Genomic DNA, 17,937 nt, shown 5'->3' with positions numbered 1-17,937 from the left:
CTCAAATTCCACTTTGCCACTAAGTAGCGTTTTTGTGTTTAGTTTAAGCCATATTAAATATTTGGGGGGGTGATTGCGTATATATTAAACGAATAATTACAAGTTTTCACTATCCCTCTGGTTTTTCAAAGCCCATTCTACCTGCTGCAAAATTCCTCGCAGCATGGCTACTTCCCCACTTTTCAGGTGAGCGCGATTATATAGTTGGCGAAATTTTCCCATGCGACTAGCTGCTGTATGGGGATATACATAACCAATTTTCAGTAATAGTGATTCTAATTGTTGGTAGTATCCTTCTAAAACATCTAAGGGTGCGAGTTCAGTTTGGGTTATGGTCTGAGTGTCAAATTGTTGGGCAGATTGTGACAATTCATAACAGCAGATTGCCACAGCAGTAGCTAAATTTAGGGCTACATAATCTTTACTGGTGGGAATACCAACAAACCTCTGGGCATAATTTAATTCTTCATTGCTTAATCCCCGGTCTTCCCTGCCAAAAATCAGTGCTGTGGGTTTTTCTGGTTCCTCCAGTAACCAGGGTAGTGCAGTGCGTGGGTTTTCTAAAGGTGTTTCTAAACTGCGAACGCGACCGGTGGTAGCGATCGCCCGTACACATCCATGCAATGCTTCTGGTAAGGTCGCTACATATACGGCAGATTCTAAGATTTCTTGACCATGAACAGCCATCATCAAAGCTTCCGTCGAGAGCGGATCGCATTGGGGGTTCACTAATACTAAATTATATAGCCCGAAATTTTTCATTACCCTGGCGATCGCGCCGATATTTATCGGCCCAGCTGGTTCTACCAACACAATTCTTAATCCAGCCAAGCCCATTTTTTGCCTCCTGCGATCGCACCATAAAATATTTTTAGGCTAACTCTCAGCGTTGTAGTTCTGCAGAAGAGTTTTCTTGAAATCATTTTACCTGTTTGATGCACTCACCCCTCGAAGGAGTGGAATTCAACCATTTATATGAGATGCTGATTGATGATTAGTGAGTTTTGCCAATGTCTGTTGTTTCTGCCATCACTGTTACCGTTCCCGCCACAACTGCTAATTTGGGGCCTGGTTTTGATTGCATCGGTGCAGCTTTAAAGCTGTACAATGAGTTCAAATTCACTCGCCTAGAAGAAGGTGGGCTAATTATTCATGTCACTGGTACGGAAGCTGAACGAGTCCAAAGTGATGAAAGCAATCTTCTCTACCAGGCGTTTGTCAAATTCTATCAACATATAGAGCAAACGCCGCCAACTGTGAAAATAGAGATTAAGTTAGGTGTCCCACTAGCGAGGGGTTTGGGTAGTTCGGCAACAGCGATTGTTGGCGGATTAGTTGCGGCAAATCAACTTGAGGGTGCTACTCTTTCTCAGTCGCAGGTGATGGAGTTAGCGATCGCAATGGAAGGACATCCTGATAATGTAGTCCCAGCTTTGTTGGGAGGATGTCGTCTGGCTGCTACCAGTGGCACAGCTTGGGAAATTTGTGATGTTCCCTGGCATAAAGATGTTGTACCAGTTGTGGCTATTCCTAATTTTGAACTTTCCACTTCAGAGGCGCGGGGCGTTTTGCCAACAGAGGTGAGTCGCGCTGATGCGATTTTCAATACGGCACATTTGGGGTTACTGTTGCGCGGCTTGGAAACTGGTAACGGACAATGGTTAAAAACAGCTTTGCAAGATAAATTGCATCAGCCCTATCGGAAAGCTTTGATTCCTGGTTATGATGCTGTCAACATTGCCGCTGTTAGTGCTGGTGCTTATGGTATGGTAATTAGTGGTGCGGGGCCGACACTGTTAGCTTTGGCGGATCAATTACACTCAAAGGCGGTGGAGGCGGCGATGTTAGCTGCTTGGCAAGAAGAAGGAATTACAGCCGAGGTGCGATCGCTATCTCTCGATACCCAAGGCGCAAAAAGCTTTTAAGATTTTACTCAGCACTTAAAACTCGGTTTATGGAGCAAATTCAGGCTGAAATAGCGGCGCTTAACTCTCAAATTGAAATTCTTTTAGAAGAACGCGCTGCACTCACTATTAATAATGTCATCTCTAGCGAGAATGATTCACCCCAGGCAATGGTTGAAGCATATCGCCGTCAAGCCAGGGAAAATGCCCAACTATCAGTTGAACTCCAGGGCATTGATGCTGCGATCGCAGCTTTGGAATTTCAGATCAAACAAAAACAAGGTAAGTTAGTGCGATCGCAAGTTGCATCAAAACAACTTATCCAACAGCAGGAGTTAGAAGAAGCGAAAGAAGTGGCACAGGTTCATGCTCAACGCATTAATCAACTGGCTGGAGAATTGGCGGCAGAAGTCCGTTTTCTTAAAGCTTGTGCCAATGAACTGAGTCCAATGTATTGGCAGATTTATTACAAGCCTTTCATTACTGGGTTCAAAACAATCTCCGTTCCTTATGTCCGCTCTGATTTAGAAGTGTGGACAATTGTCAACCGGATTATTTAATTCTGTGAGCTACAGCATTAAGCTAAAACACATCTAATTTGCATAACCAAATTTCATCAAACTTTTGTGGGTTAGGCATCTTGCCTGCCCATGATTGCAAATTTAGCAGTGGTTCTCCCTTAATAGTCATTGTCAGCTACACAAATTCCTTTACATTTAATACCGTTCGTAGCGGTGCGCTGACAATGAGAACAGAGAACTTTTTCATTTTCTATTTCTTGATTTATCTTTATACTGATGCTTGCCTGTAAATTATCGTTTTCTGTCTGGAGTTTTACAGTCATAAATCACAACAAATCTGCCAATATATCGGTTATTTCATCAGTCTAACTTCTGCCCATTACCATCTTAACTTTTGGGAACAGCAGCACAGTTTAATGCCTGTTGCACCTGAACGGGAGATTTATCTGTGATTAACTCAATTTTGCCGTCAGCATTGCGATGCCAAGAAGTGGCTTGGACAAGAACTCCTGATGATGCTGGGGGCATTTGGGCTTGTACTGTCTGTGTACTGCGGTATGCAGAGATGTCGCGGATATCAGACCAAGTGCGATCGCTCCTAATTTCCTGAGTTGGATTTTGTGGCACACCACCCCGTCCTGTTGCCACAAAAGTACTACCTTGGTTTGCAGAACAACCACTGGCTATTTGTTGAGATGAATCGACGACATTTGCTGGTAGTTCAACTAAGCCAGAATTTGGATCGACACCGATAGTATTAACTTGAACAGTGCCGCTGACCCCAAATTGCGAACTGGCAGTGATATCACTATCGGTAGTGAGTTGGTCACGGAATTCCAATCCGAAGATGCCTTGAGTAGTGATTTGGATGTTGCCGCCTTGTCCGAGTACAGCATTCGCCGAAATGTCGCTGTTTTCTTTTGGGACAGCGACAATAGACCCCGCACTGATTTCAATGTTGCCTCCTGTAGAAGCACCATGAGCATTAGTGATGATGCTACTGCCACGCCGCAACAAGAGAAAATCACTTGCCTGGAGACGGATATTACCACGACTACCTCCATTCACTTCCGCTCGTAGGTTTGCTTTATTATCCAAGAAGATATTACGGGCGTTAATATTGAGATTACCTGCATCCCCTGTTCCAGAATTGCTGACGGTAATTTCTGCGCCATCGCGAACGCTCAAGCTGTCAGTTATGATATTCACTGACCGAGCAGTAAAGGCATTGGCTGCGGATGCGGTAATAGTACTGGGCAGTATCCGACCATCAGCTAAAGGTTGAGAGATGCCCTGCACGTCAATGTTATTAACCCGTAAATTAACACTGCCAGCAGATCCTTGGCCCAAGCTGGATGAGGTGATCTGTCCACCGTTGAAAACACGCAGGCGTTCAGCTTGCAGGTTAATATTTCCACCCTGACCAACTGCATCCTTAGCTACTGCAACAGTGATACCACTAAATGTATTGCTAAAACTATCGATCATAGGGTCGCTGACTTCTACATCTTTTGCATGAATCTCGATATTTCCAGCTTTGCCAGTACCTGATAGCGCACTAGATATAGCCCCACCATCTGCTACTTGCAAATATCCAGTATCGATAGTGATATTGCCGCCTGAACCTTTTGCAAAACCTTGAATTGCACTGATGACAGCACCAGTCAATCCAGAAGGTGTCACCCCCTTAATTTCGAGACTCTCAGCAGAGCGGATCGAGATGTTCCCTGCATTGCCAGTAGTCATGAACTCAAAACCAGGGAAGTTAAAGCCAAGGATATCTGTACTGATGCGACCTCCATTGAGCAGATGAACTCGATCTGCCTCAATGGTGATACTGCCACTATTATTCCTGTCACCACCATTTACCAAAGTAGTAATAGCGCTAGGTCGAAAATTAGCAATACCAGTAAAAGGAGAAGGAAATGGGTTGTATCCGTTCACTTCCACATCTTTAGCACGAACAGTAATATTTCCAGTACTAGTATCGTTGATTCCGGTTAACTGAAAAGTCGAAAAGTCAAAGGCAAAGCCATTATTAATGGACTGCAACCAAGCTCCATTCAGAATCCGTAAACGTTCAGTTTCGATGGTAATGTCTCCTGCTCTTGCCCCAGTTCCCGATACACTAGTGAATAATCCAGGGGTATCATAATTCTCTGGCACAGAGGCTCCTAACAAATCTACAAATTCTGTGGTTTTGACGGTGATACCCTGCCCTTGTCCAAAATTACCAGTAGCAGAACTAATTCCTGAACCATCGGCAACCGTCAAACCCCGCCCCCGAATGTTGATTGCTCCGCCATTAATCCCACTTGTATCGATGAGTGAAGATTGTCTGAGCGAAACTGTTCCCCAGTCAGCCAAAGCAGGGCTAGTTAGTTGCAATCCAGCTTGATTATTCAAACCAACCTCAGCATTTCGCAATGCCCATAATTCAACTCTTCCGTCAGGATTAGCAAGGCTGGTCTGATTGATGTCGATTTCACTACCCACCAACGCCACAGTTTTAGCCTTGAACATTTGTGATGGGCGAAAAAAGAAGTTGAGTGCTGGGGTTCCTTGGGTGCGAATTGTTCCGGCATTAGCTCCAAGTTGCAATCCAACTGGCACACTCATAGTTAATAAAGCGGGTGGTGTGGCATCATTGGCATTAAACTTGAATCCGTCCGCAAATTTTATGCTGTCGGCAGTAGTCCCAACAAATGACCCACTAATATTTAAGCTGGCATTAGAGCCAAAGAGAATGCCGCTAGGATTCAGGAGAAATAGGCTAACAGGGTTGGTGCTATTAAGAGTCTGAATCAAGCCATCTATATTAGAAACACTACCCCCTGTGACTCGGCTGAAAATTGTAGAGATGTTCGGGGTATTAATTAAATTGAATGTGGCTGAACCACCAGTGGGAACTGAAAACTGCCCAAAGCTGTGAAAGAGATTACTGCCTGCGGCACTACCATTGGTAATCGTGAAATTATTGCCATTCTGGGAGACGGTGGTATTGAGGCTGCCATCTGAGGTGACTTGAGCATTGACAGAGCCACTCCAAAGAAATATTGTTCCTAATGGCAATAGCATGACACTTGCCAACATTCCATTAACCAAACCCAATCCAACAGAGCGTGTTTTCATCACTTAGTCTCATTTCATCTAAGTTTCATTATTCCCTAGGCGCGATCGCCCTTAACATCAGCAAAAGCTTAATCTTTAAGTATTTGGAATACTTGCGATCGCTATTAAACCGTTGGAATTTCTGGGGCAAATTAACTTTTGCGAATAGCAGCACAATCTAATGCCTGTTGCACCTGAACAGGAGATTTATCTGTTATTAACTCAATTTTGCCGTCAGCATTGCGATGCCAAGAAGTGGCTTGGACAAGAACCTCTGAGGATGGGGGAATTTGGGCTTGTACTGGCTGTGTTTTGCGGTATGCAGAGATATCACGAGTATCAGACCAAGTGCGATCGCTCCTAATTTGCTGCGTTGGATTTTGCGGCACTCCACCCCTTCCCGTTGTCACAAAACGACTACCTTGATTTGCAGAACAACCATTGGCTATTTGCTGGGATGGATCGGTGACATTTGCTGGCAATTCCACTAAGCCCGAATTGGGATCGACACCAATAGTATTAACTTGAACTGTACCGTTAACACCAAATTGGGAACTGGCAGTAATATCGTTCTCTAAGGTGAGTTGAGGACGGAATTTTAGCCCGAATATGCCTTGGGTGGTGATTTGGATGTTACCACCATTACCTGCAACTGCATTGGCGATAATATCACTATTTTCTAATCCAGCAATAATCGGAGAATTGATATTAATATTGCCACCATTGCCTATACCTCCTGCCTTGGCACTGATCAGGCTATTGTGGCGCATTAGCAGAATATCTCGCACAGCAAGTTTCAGGGAACCTCCTAGCCCAGATGCTGCGGCAGTTCTAATTTGACCTTGTTGATCTAAAACGATTGAGTCAGCTTGAATTTGCAAGTATCCACCATTTCCACTACCCACATTTTCAGCCGCGATATAGCCTTGATTGCTAACTTTAATACTGGGAGATGTAATAGTTAAGTTACCCCCATTTCCAGTCGGGAATGCAGACAATCCAGTGTTTTGTAGAAATCTGGGTCGAAATTTTTGCCCTGATGCAGTTATCCGACTATGTTCCGCCAAAACTGAACCTGAACCGTCAATTTCAATGGATTCACGCGCATTAATGGTCAGACTACCAGCATTACCAGAATCAGAAGTACTGGCAGAAATTAACCCGGATGCCTTTAGTAGCAAGCGTCCTGTATTGATGGTTATCGCACCTCCATCCCCGCCAAAAAAGGTCGATGTAGAAATAGCGGAAGCTCCACCAAAGCCTGGATTCTCACCCATTAAAGTAATCGTATCTGCGATCGCATCAATATTTCCACCACCTGCTCCCCCCTGAACCAGCGATGAGATTCCTCCACCTTCTCTACCAATTAAATTTTTGGTGGTGATAAAAATATTTCCACCCCGTCCCCCTCCCTGAAAGGATGGGCTATTGATGCCACTACTGCGAAAATCGAAGGGAGAAAACCCCAGGATGTGGATTGATTCTGTGGCATTTATAGCGATATTTCCACCATTTCCCCTATTGAGGTAAGTAGTAGAGAGAATTCCACCGCCATCTTGCACCACGATCTGTCTGACTGAAACATCTATATTCGCTCCAGATCCACTACCCAGATTTTCAGACATAATCAAACTTTGATCCTTGTTTTGCAGTGCGCCAGTCATCTCTAATAAGTCTGCGTTAATCTTGATCCTACCTGCATTTTGCTCTCCTTGATGTTGAATAAATACAATAGAACTGTCTTGAATACGAATGTCTTTTCCTTGAAGATAAATCGAGCCTCCAGGATTTCCACTTGCATCTATAAGGGCTGCGCGAGTTATATGAATATCTGATAAATTTTGATTAGGACTGTAGCCAAATTCCCAATTGGGAGTATTTGTATTCAAATTGATGCTTCCTGTACCCACGCTGCCGAGTTCAATGTGTCCGCTTTCAGCAATTAAAACCCCTGCATCTAATTGAATACCGTTACCAATGAGGGCTAATGTTTTGCCTGGAAACACACGCAAACCAGCCTGTTGGAGATTGCGGGTAACAGGGTTTAAAAAATTGGGTGGGTGAAGAAGATCGTGTCCTTGTCCTCGGATTTGAATACTACCCGGATTTTGTCCCATCTGCAACCCCACAGGTACATTCATTGTCAATAACGGTGGACTAAGGAGATTCGTGGCACTAAATTCAACACCATCGGCAAACTTAATACTATTTGCTGTCGTCCCCACAAATGAGCCACTAATATCCAAACGGGCATTTTGTCCAAAGACAATTCCCGCCGGATTCATTACAAACAAGCTTACAGGATTATTACTATGAAGCGTGCTAATTAACCCATCAATCTGAGAAATATTTCCCCCAGTAACTCGACTAAATATAGTTGTAATATTTGGGGTATTAGTTAAATCAAAAGTTGCTGAAGTACCTGTAGGTAAAGAAAAATTAGTGAAACTGTGAAATAAATTATTACCTTTTTCTCTGCCATTAAGAATATTAAAATTATTACCGCTTTGGTTGACAATGGTGTTAGTTGTACCATCAGATGACACCTGAGCGTTGGCGCAGCCACTCCAAGGGAGTATCGCCGATGGCATCATTCCTGGAGTGAATAACCCACTTATTAATATAAATAGAAAGGGTACGACTCTCATCACCAAAGACTTCCTTTACTGATTTAAAGTTAGAGTTCCCATTCAGGGCATTATTCATAACATCATTAACTTTTAGGAACAGCAGCACAGGTTAATGGTTGTTGCGCCTGAGTAGGAGATTTATCTGTAATTAACTCAATTTTTCCTTGTGTATTACGTCGCCAACCTGTAGCCTGGACAAGAACTGCCTCTTTTGTGGGTATTTGGGCTATCACTTCGCCAGTTTTGCGGTATGTAGAGATATCGCGGATATCAGACCAAGTGCGATCGCTGGTAACATCTTGACTGGGATTTTGCGGTATCCCACCTCGTCCCGTGGCGACAAAACTACTACCTCGATTTGTAGAACAACCTGTAGCAATTTGCTGGGATGGATCAGTTACATTTGCTGGCAATGCCGTTAAGCCAGAATTGGGATCGACACCAATGTTATTAATTTGCACTGTACCGTTGACATTAAATTCGGAACTAGCGGTAATGTCATTGGTGAGTTCTTCTCTAGGAATCAGGGTATTGTGGAATACGAGACCAATAATACCTTGAGTGGTGATATCAATATTGCCGCCTCTTCCTTTCACTGCATTAGCAACAATGTCACTGTTTTCTAGCCCAGCGATCACAGGAGCATTAATGCTAATATTGCCACCATTACCCTTACCCCCGGATGTCGCACTAATCAAGCTATTGTGACGTAGTAACAACAACTCGCTGACTTTTGAGGTAATATTACCTCCCTCACCCGATGTCGTTTGAGCTTGAATGCTACCTTGACGATCTAAAAATATCGTGTTGGCAGTAATGTTTATATGACCCCCATCGCCTGTGCCCTGATTAGTTACACTAACTGCGCCGCCATTGCTCAACGTCAGGGTAGGGGTGCTTACATTCACAGTTCCGGCATTCGCCGAAAGAACATTGGGCAAACTGAATAACTTTTGAATTAATGCTTGAGGGATAAGGACGGCTGAGTTAATACTGCTATTGTTAGCCTGGCTGTGCCCGTCAATCAGAATCGATTCCGTCGCGTTAATGTTTAAATTTCCAGCTTCACCAATCAAGAAGGATGTGGTAGCTACTACTCCCCCATTGAGCAGTTGTAATCGGTTTGTATCTAACGTCAAGGTTTGGGCATCGCCTGTGCCATAGGTGATTGCGCTAATGTTGCTATAGAGTCCTGCCGGATTGTCTCCCGTGACAGTGGTATTATTGCTGTGAATGGTGACTTGCCCCGTTGAACCAGCCCCAAATCCCACTGAAGAGATGGCTGCTCCCTGAGAAACCAGTAGATTATTACTGTTAATGAAGAGATTGCCTGCTGATTTAGCTGTTCGGGAAGAGGTAGTCAGGGAGGTTACTCCTGTAGGATTGATGGGAGAGAAACCAGATAACTCCACTGTCTCTGCATCAATCCGAATATCACCACTGGCTGCCAATCCAAAAGCATTGTTGTTGACTCCTGCACCTTGAGAGAGGGTTAAGTGAGGAGTGATGATATGGATGGGTGAACCCGTGCCAGTATTCAACCCTTCAGAGCGGATACCACTGCGAATTTGGGCATTGGCAGTTGTACCCATAATATCGATCCCCTCCGCAGCCTGTAAAAGAATATCACCTCCAGGGACATTTCCCAGATGTTTGGAAAACACGATTGAACCATCACTGATTTGAATGTGCCTTCCCTGCAACTGTACAGAACCGGCATTTAATGCACCAGCACTTAGCAATGCTCCTACAGTCAGCAAGGATTTTTGGGTGAGTTGGATATCTGCAAAGTTTTGCCCGTTCTCGTAATTTAACTGATAACCCTGGGCGATGGGGTTCAAACTGACCATTCCGACTCCGCTTAAACTCCCCAATTCCAAATGTCCTTCGGGCGCGTTCAAGGTTGCCCCGGTGAGATTCAAATTACCCCCTACCAATGCCAAGGTTTTTCCTGGCTTTACCCTCAATTGTGAGGAACTGGGGTTTTGAGTGATGGGGGCGAGGCTACTGACAGATGTTAGGGCATGACCTATACCTTGAACTGTGATGGAGGTTGGATTACTGCCCATTTGCAAGCCAATGGGAACACTCATTGTCAGTAATGGTGTCGCACCAGGATTAGTTGCACTAAATTCCGCTCCATCCGCAAATTTAATACTTGAGGCTGTGCTACCTATAAATGAACCGCCAATATTAAGTTGGGCATTCGCACCGAAAATAATCCCACTGGGATTGAGCAAAAACAGATTAGCGCTACCATTGGCTTTAATTAAACCATCAATGTTGGAAACACTGCCTCCAGTAACGCGACTGAAGATATTTTGCACATCTGCGGCATTGTTGAAAAAAGCCGAGCCGTTGCTAGGAATTGAAAATTGGCTGAAGCTGTGAAATAAATTGTTGCCAACTCGATTACCGTTGGTGATAGTAAAGTTATCGCCACTTTGAGAGACAGTGGTGTTGAGGGTGCTATCAGGAGTTATCTGGGCACTCACAAAGCCGCACCGAAGTGGCATTAATATTAACGGTAGTATTCCACTACACAGAACTAACCAAAGAGGGGTCGTACTCATCGCCAAACCTTTATTGATACTTTGTATTTTAAAATACCCAAAAATCTCTGCTTGTTTTGGCTTTAGGACTGATTAGTTTGGCATTGCAGCACAGGTTAACAATGATTGTTGCACCTGAGTGGAAGATTTATTTGCAACTAACTCAATTTTTCCCTGAGTGTTACGATGCCAACCTGTAGCTTGGACAAGAAGCTCTGAGGATGCAGGGGTTTGTGTCGTGATTTCGCTATTTTTCCGGTATGCAGAGAGATCGCGGATATCAGACCAAGTGCGATCGCTCGTCACTTCTTGCGTTGGATTTTGTGGTATTCCACCCCGTCCCGTGGCGACAAATCGACTACCTTGACTTGCAGAACAACCACTGGCTATTTGCTGTGATGAATCAGTGACATTCGCTGGTAGTTCCACTAAGCCAGAATTAGGATCGACTCCGATAGTATTAACTTGAACAGTGCCGCTGACCCCAAATTGAGAACTGGCGGTGATGTCACTTTCTGGAGTGAGGCGGTCGCGGTACTTCAGCCCAAAGATGCCTTGAGTAGTGATTTGGATATTACCACCTCTGCCTTGTACTGCATTAGCAATAATGTCGCTGTTTTTTAAGCCGGCGATGATCGGTGCATTAATGTTTATATTACCTCCATTACCATTACCACCTGCTGTTGCGGCGATCGCACTATTGTCGCGCAGCAGCAATAAATTCCCAACTTCTAAGGCGATATTACCTCCATTACCTGATTCTGTTTGTGCCTGAATACTTCCTTGACGGTCTAATCGAATGGTATTGGCTGTGATCTTGAGACTGCCACCATTTCCACTGCCTTGACTAGTGACACTGACTGTCGCGCCATCTGTCACCGTCAGGTTCGGCGTGGTAATGCTCACACTACCCGCATTTGCCGTGAGTTTATCTGGCAGACCAAATCTCTGCCGCAGTATTGGAAGTAGTCGAGTGGTAGATGAGTTAATACTGCTGTTATTGTTCCGACTGCGACCACTGATCTCGATGGATTCCGTAGCGTTAATACTTATATCTCCCCCATTACCGGCAAAAAATGTGGTTGTCCCAACTGCTCCCCCATCCAGAATTTGCAACTTGGCGGTATCTAGGGTCAAAGTTTTGGCGTTTCCGGCCGCAAATGTAGTTGAGCTAATGTTGCTATATGGCCCGGCGGGGCTTTGTCCCATGACAGTGGTGTGATTGGTGCGAATTGCCACTTTACCACTGGAGCCACTGCCAAATGTAGCTGAAATCAGTGAGGCACCATTTGATACTAGTAAACTATTGGCATTGACGGAGATATCGCCAGCGTTCCCAGAAGCATAAACAGAAGTAGAAAGGGTCGTAACATTATTTGGATTGATTGGTGAGAAGCCAGACAGTTCAATTGTTGTTGCATCAAGGTGGATATTCCCACTGGGAGCCACTCCAGCTGAAATGCTATTCAACCCCGCTCCCTGCTGGAGGGTAAGCCGGGGAGCAATTACACTGATGTTCCCACTAGCTGCGATACCTACAGCTTCAGTACGCACCCCACTCCGAATTGTGGTATTAGCTGTTGTACCAATCAGATCAATTGCCTCTGTAGCCTGAAGGCGAATATCGCCACCAGGGAGATTGCCTAAATTTCGCGCCAGCACCAGAGAGCCATCGGTGAATTGAATGTGTCGCCCCCGAATTTGAACGGAGCCTGCATTCACTCCGCTTATATCTAATAGCGATCGCTGTGTAAGCTGAATATCACCAAACTTTTGCCCATCTTCATATCCTAAAGTATACCCCTGTGCAGTTGGGAGCAAACTAACCAATCCTGCACCACTCACACTGCCTAATTCTACTTGCCCTTGCTTGGCGGTCAGAGTTGCCCCATTCAGATTCAGATTGCCACCCACCAAAGCTAGGGTTTTTCCCGGCTGTACCCGTAATTCTGTCGCACTCGGATTTTGAGTGACAAGAGGCAGTCCAGCGATATTAGTCAAGCGGTGTCCTGTGCTTTGAACGGTGATTGATGCGGGATTACTACCCATCTGCAATCCAAGGGGAACATTGATGCTCAACAGTGGGGTAGCTTGAGAATTAATCGCGCTAAACTCAATCCCATCGGTAAATTTAATACTGTTGGCAGTTGTACCAATAAATGAACCCCCTATATTCAGTTGGGCATTGGCTCCAAAGATTATTCCATTAGGGTTAATCAACAATAGACTAACGGAGTTGTTGCTGTTAATCGTCTGAATCAAGCCATCAATGTTAGATATATTACCACCAGTAACACGGCTAAAGATGGTGGAAATGTTGGGTGTGTTTACTAAATCAAAGGTAGCCGAACCGCCAGTGGGAACCGAAAACTGCTGGAAACTGTGAAATAGGTTACTGTTGGCAGCACTACCATTGATGATAGTGAAGTTATTACCGCTTTGAGAGACAGTAGTATTTAAAGTGCTATCAGGAGTTACCTGGGCATTGGCAAAGCTGCACCAAAGTGGCATTACCATCAACGGCACTATTCTACTGCACAGACACAACCAAATAGAGTTCGTTGTCATTGCCAAGCCTTTATTTATACCTTGCATGTTAGGTTGCCCAAAACGGTATAGTTTTGAAACATCGCCTCAAACCCGGATTTATCACGATACTGTAGGCAGAGGAGTGTGCGGGGTCAGATTTCTTCCCCATCCTCCCACACCTCCCACACTCCTTGATTTCTCACTTGTGAGAAATCAAGGTCAAAATGGCGAATAACGCAGTGAGAAGTACAAACCATTTTCTTGGAGCGATCGCTTTTCACCATCCACCGAGATTAAAGGAATGCCCCAATCTAAACGAGCCGATAAGTCATCACCCTGTTTCCACAACAGCCCCAACCCAGTACTAACAAGAGTGCTAGGCGATGGATTTTCGCCGTTGACGTTCCAACCTTTACCCACATCAATGAAGGGTGTGAGTTGCAGCACCCCGTCAATCTTTTTCGCGCGGACAATGGGGACTCGAAATTCTGCTGAAAACAACAGACCATTATCTGTAAGTAATGCGTCTTGACGATAGCCCCGGACACTTAGTTGTCCACCAAGACCAAATTGCTCTAAAGGCACCAAGGAATCTGCCGCTAATTGGAAATCGCCTCTAACTAAAAATAATGTGTCTGCTGCTAATTGTCGTACCCACTGCGCCTGTCCCCGCCATGCGAAAAAGCGGCTATCTGGTTCACTCTCACTGACATTGGCATCGAACCAATCTACCCCAAAACTCAATTGCGATCGCGCTGCAAACACAGACTGGTTACTTCGCTGGGTATATTCTTGAAAAAAGCGCAGAGCCGAAATATTCGTTTTTCCCTTCTCATCTGCACCAGGGGAGAGGCGAAACGGCCCAATATTATCAATACCCAACTCAGTTTGGCTTGATTGGCGCGAAAATGACAGCCCGACTGCCAACTCTTGGGTTGGTTTTTGCACTAATGGTTGCCGATATCCTAATTCATAAGATTGAGAATCTGACTGGATATCAAGGACACTGAATGGTTTTTCAATAACGTGGTTCCATCCTTGGCTAAAGCCAAAGGATATAGTGCCATTGTGGGCATTAATCGGTAGTGTGTAATTGGCATTAATGCTATTACTGCCATCAGTATTGGCGTATCCCACACTCAGGGTATCGCCCAAACCTAATAAATTGGCTTCTTGCAGATCCACTCCTCGGCGAAAACTACCTACACTTGGCGATCGCCCATTATCTAGGCTGGCCGTCAGTTTAAAAGTGTCTGCTTCTTCAACCTCAACTTGCAATACATTGCTTCCCGGATGTACGCCTGTTTGTAATTCGGCTGAGAGGTTTTGAATCCGTGGATCGAGGCGCAATAGTTGGAGTTTTTCTAGGAGGCGTGGTATATTTAGGGGTTTGCCAGCACCTAGTTGGATGCGATCGCGAATGTATTTACTACCTAATCGTCTGTTACCAATGATTTTGATTTCTTGCAGACTGCCTTCGATTACCTGAATCTTTACTGTTCCCGCTTCTAGTGTCTGCGGTGTAATCAATGCTCCTGTGGTTACATAACCGTTCTCAATGTAAAGCTTGGCGATCGCATCTTTGATTTGCAATAATTCTGCAAATGTCACTTCTTTGCCGACAAAGGGATTGGTAATCGTGGCAAATTGCTCTGGTTTGAAAACTGTACTACCTACAACTTCAATCCGATCTACCCGAAATTTCGCATTCGAGTTATCCTGACTTGGAATTGACTCATCTGGTATTGTGGGCAAAGGGACTAATTGATTGTTATCTGTTGGCTTTGGCAACACGTCAGTGGGTAAGGGTGTTACCGGAACTTCTTCTAAGCGACCAGGTGGTAAGGTATCAGGATTTGGAGTTTGGGCAATGACCTGCTGATAATTACATAATACTGCTGCTAAAACAAAGCCGAATGCCAGAGGTCGTAGTCCAGAGATTATACTTACAGGCTTGTTTAATATTTGTTTCTTAGAAAATACTGAGCTAATAATAAAGTTCTCAATAATGACTTGTTTCACTGACACCCTTCTCCTTAAATTTACTAAATAAGAATTCAGGAGTCAGGAAGGGAGCCGAATGTCTTCTTTGGTCAGAATTCAGTTGTTTATTCTGACCAAAGAAGCAGTAGCAAGTCCGCTATCCTCTGAATAGAGAGGTTTAAGACCCGCACTAAATAGGAAGATTTAGTGGTCTCGATCTAACCGGAGTAACGGAAACGTCTCCGGCTTCGCTCCTGAATCTAACTTCTGAATTTTTCTTCAATGATTCTTTCTTTACATTCAGTCCATCCCCGATACTTTGGTGTAACGAGCGATGTACCACTATTCATAATGGCTGTATTTTTTACAGCTATCATCAGCGTAAATACTGCTTTTTGTCAAGAGTGATCAAGCGAAGAGACAATTTAATTTAGTGAATCAATACTCTAGGTGATCGCCAACGCACATAATTAAACCATCCCCTCTATGCTATTTGCTGATGGCGATCGCAACTCAACCCCAACTAACTTTAGACGAGTTCCTCAAACTGTCAGAAACTGAGCCAGCATTAGACTTTATCAACGGTAAAGTTACTCAAAAACCAATGCCTCAAGGGGAACATAGCTTACTTCAGGTTACTCTTTGCGAAACAATTAACGGTATAGTTAAAAGGCAGAAAATTGCTATAGCTTTTTCAGAACTACGCTGTACCTTTGGCGGTGCTTCTATCGTCCCTGATGTGTCTGTGTTTCGTTGGGATAGAATTCCTAAAACTCCATCTGGCAGAATTGCTAATCGTTTTGAAATTCATCCCGACTGGGCAATTGAGATTCTTTCCCCAGACCAAAAGTTAAAAAAAGTATTGAGTAAATTATTGCATTGTTCGCGTAATGGTAATGAATTAGGCTGGTTAATTAACCCCGAAGACGAAAGTGTGTTGGGGGTGTTTCCTGGACAGAGGGTGGAATTATACGAAGGTGCAGATAAATTACCCATCCTAGAGGGTATCGAGTTGGAACTGACTGTAGAACAAATTTTTGGCTGGTTGAGTTTGACCTAAAAAAGCGAACGCATTTCCTAAAGAAAGTTGGAAAGGATTGTATCTGTAGGTTTATTGTAGAAACTGAACCGTACAGCGCAAACTCGTATGTACCACAAAAAATTTTATGCCGTACTTTTATGGGAAATCAACTAGGATTTGTTCTGAAACTGCTTTTACTGTCGGCTTTGTTATCAGTATTAATTAAGTATGTGGGGCCAAGTCTATCAATTCCGGCGACAGGAACCAACGCGCTAATTATAGTATTGTTGCCGATTGTGATTATAGCGATCGCCCTACTGTGGCGATTTCAAGCACAGAAACAAAATTAACTTAAACGATCTACGCACAAGTGACTAAAATCAGCTAACCTAGCTGAATTACAACAAAATTGCATCTTGCCAACCGTTGGGAGTTAGCCTGTGAACCTCGGTCAATGGATCGGCTTAATCGCCATAGTTCTTTCTTTATACATCCTGTGGCAAATCCGGGAAGTGCTTTTGCTTATGTTTGCCGCAGTTGTGTTAGCCACAACCTTGAATCGGCTAGCAAAACGCTTTCAACGCTTTGGGATGAAGCGTGGATTCGCCGTTCTCCTGGCAGTAGCGATCTTTTTCGCAGGCATTGTGGGTTTTTTCTGGCTTATTGTCCCACCATTTGCACAGCAGTTTCAAGAACTAACCTATCAGGTTCCTAAAGGGTTTGGACGCTTTAATAGTTGGCTTGATGCCCTGAGAACTCGTATTCCTGACCAATTAGTTCCTTATATCCCAGATATCAATAGTCTCATCCAACAAGTACAGCCCTTCGCCAATCGATTACTGGGAAACTCCTTTGCTTTTGTATCTGGCTCTTTAGAAGTCGTCCTCAAGATTTTGCTAGTGTTGGTTTTAACAGGAATGATGTTAGCCGACCCAATAGCTTACCGCAAAGTATTTGTCCGGCTTTTCCCTTCATTTTATCGGCGACGGGTAGATGGGATTTTAGATAAATGTGAAGTCTCTTTGGAGGGATGGATTACAGGCGCTTTCATTGCCATCTTTGTAGTAGGGCTGATGAGTCTTATTGGCTTATCAATTTTGCATGTCAAGGCAGCACTAGCTTTAGCGGTTTTAGCGGGATTTTTTAACTTGATTCCCAACCTAGGCCCAACAATGAGCGTAATCCCAGCAATGGCGATCGCCTTTTTGGATGAACCTTGGAAAGCGATCGCTGTCTTGATTCTCTACTTTATCATTCAACAGGTTGAGAGCAATTTCATTACGCCCATTGTAATGGCACAGCAAGTTTCGTTGCTGCCAGCCATAACCTTAATTGCTCAACTATTTTTCGTAACTTTCTTTGGCTTTTTAGGATTATTTCTAGCACTACCTCTGACTGTTGTGGCTAAGATTTGGTTGCAAGAAGTGTTAATCAAAGATGTTTTAGATGAATGGGGAAATAATCAGAAAAAAGAGACTGAGTTGGTGATGGTTTCTGAATCTCCTGAAGTAGAGGACTATTGGAAAGCAGATAATCCCGATGTTCATCGGGAGCAACGGATTGATGATGATATTTGACAAAAAGAATATTAATCAATAAATGTGTTTCTTAGTCTAAGAGGTTGTTTGAAAAGTCATGATTGATGTATAAGATTTTTACCCCACCCTAACCCTCCCCTTATAAAGG

At 44.1% G+C, this 17,937-nt stretch carries 11 protein-coding genes; 5 read left to right on the top strand and 6 right to left on the bottom strand.

Translation table 11 applies throughout. The features are described from left to right. Window positions 1–96: 96 nt before the first annotated feature. Window positions 97–837, bottom strand: a complete 741-nt coding sequence (locus tag GNF10_RS08570; RefSeq protein ID WP_185583021.1) for an RNA methyltransferase — start codon at window positions 835–837, stop codon at window positions 97–99. A gap of 173 nt (window positions 838–1,010) precedes the next feature. On the opposite strand from GNF10_RS08570, the gene thrB reads away from it, so the two are divergent. Then, window positions 1,011–1,925 (top strand): homoserine kinase, encoded by a 915-nt coding sequence (gene thrB, locus GNF10_RS08565; RefSeq protein WP_185583023.1) that lies wholly within the window; start codon window positions 1,011–1,013, stop codon window positions 1,923–1,925. A 29-nt stretch (window positions 1,926–1,954) separates the two neighbouring features. Continuing rightward, window positions 1,955–2,464: a hypothetical protein gene (locus tag GNF10_RS08560; protein ID WP_185583025.1), complete on the top strand. Its 510-nt coding sequence runs from the start codon at window positions 1,955–1,957 to the stop codon at window positions 2,462–2,464. A 348-nt stretch (window positions 2,465–2,812) separates the two neighbouring features. On the opposite strand, the gene GNF10_RS08555 is transcribed toward GNF10_RS08560, so the two are convergent. From GNF10_RS08555 to GNF10_RS08535, 5 genes are all read right to left on the bottom strand, one after another. Continuing rightward, a complete protein-coding gene (locus tag GNF10_RS08555; RefSeq protein WP_260445939.1) occupies window positions 2,813–5,503 on the bottom strand; it encodes an S-layer family protein in 2,691 nt (896 codons plus the stop codon). Between the two features lie 185 nt (window positions 5,504–5,688). Continuing rightward, window positions 5,689–8,184, bottom strand: a complete 2,496-nt coding sequence (locus GNF10_RS08550) for an S-layer family protein (RefSeq protein WP_185583028.1) — start codon at window positions 8,182–8,184, stop codon at window positions 5,689–5,691. 65 nt (window positions 8,185–8,249) lie between these two features. Next, complete coding sequence (locus tag GNF10_RS08545; protein ID WP_260445938.1) at window positions 8,250–10,682, bottom strand: S-layer family protein; 2,433 nt, start codon at window positions 10,680–10,682, stop codon at window positions 8,250–8,252. 129 nt (window positions 10,683–10,811) lie between these two features. After that, on the bottom strand, window positions 10,812–13,235 hold the full coding sequence (locus GNF10_RS08540; protein ID WP_185583048.1) for an S-layer family protein: 2,424 nt from the start codon (window positions 13,233–13,235) through the stop codon (window positions 10,812–10,814). 231 nt (window positions 13,236–13,466) lie between these two features. Continuing rightward, window positions 13,467–15,269 carry a ShlB/FhaC/HecB family hemolysin secretion/activation protein gene (locus tag GNF10_RS08535; protein ID WP_185583032.1) on the bottom strand — a complete coding sequence of 601 codons (1,803 nt, stop codon included), beginning with the start codon at window positions 15,267–15,269 and terminating at the stop codon, window positions 13,467–13,469. A gap of 460 nt (window positions 15,270–15,729) precedes the next feature. Between GNF10_RS08535 and GNF10_RS08530 the strand changes: the two genes are divergently transcribed. The 3 genes from GNF10_RS08530 to GNF10_RS08520 all read left to right on the top strand — a co-directional run bounded on the left by GNF10_RS08530 (window position 15,730) and on the right by GNF10_RS08520 (window position 17,828). Beyond that, window positions 15,730–16,290: a Uma2 family endonuclease gene (locus tag GNF10_RS08530; RefSeq protein WP_185583034.1), complete on the top strand. Its 561-nt coding sequence runs from the start codon at window positions 15,730–15,732 to the stop codon at window positions 16,288–16,290. 119 nt (window positions 16,291–16,409) lie between these two features. Continuing rightward, window positions 16,410–16,601: a hypothetical protein gene (locus GNF10_RS08525; RefSeq protein ID WP_174708011.1), complete on the top strand. Its 192-nt coding sequence runs from the start codon at window positions 16,410–16,412 to the stop codon at window positions 16,599–16,601. A gap of 90 nt (window positions 16,602–16,691) precedes the next feature. Continuing rightward, complete coding sequence (locus GNF10_RS08520) at window positions 16,692–17,828, top strand: AI-2E family transporter (protein WP_185583036.1); 1,137 nt, start codon at window positions 16,692–16,694, stop codon at window positions 17,826–17,828. Window positions 17,829–17,937 lie beyond the last annotated feature (109 nt).

This window comes from Nostoc sp. UCD121 (assembly GCF_014222285.1).
Lineage (GTDB): Bacteria > Cyanobacteriota > Cyanobacteriia > Cyanobacteriales > Nostocaceae > Nostoc.
The sequence above is the reverse complement of the archived record's forward strand: the minus strand, read 5'-3'. Positions and strand labels throughout refer to the sequence as shown.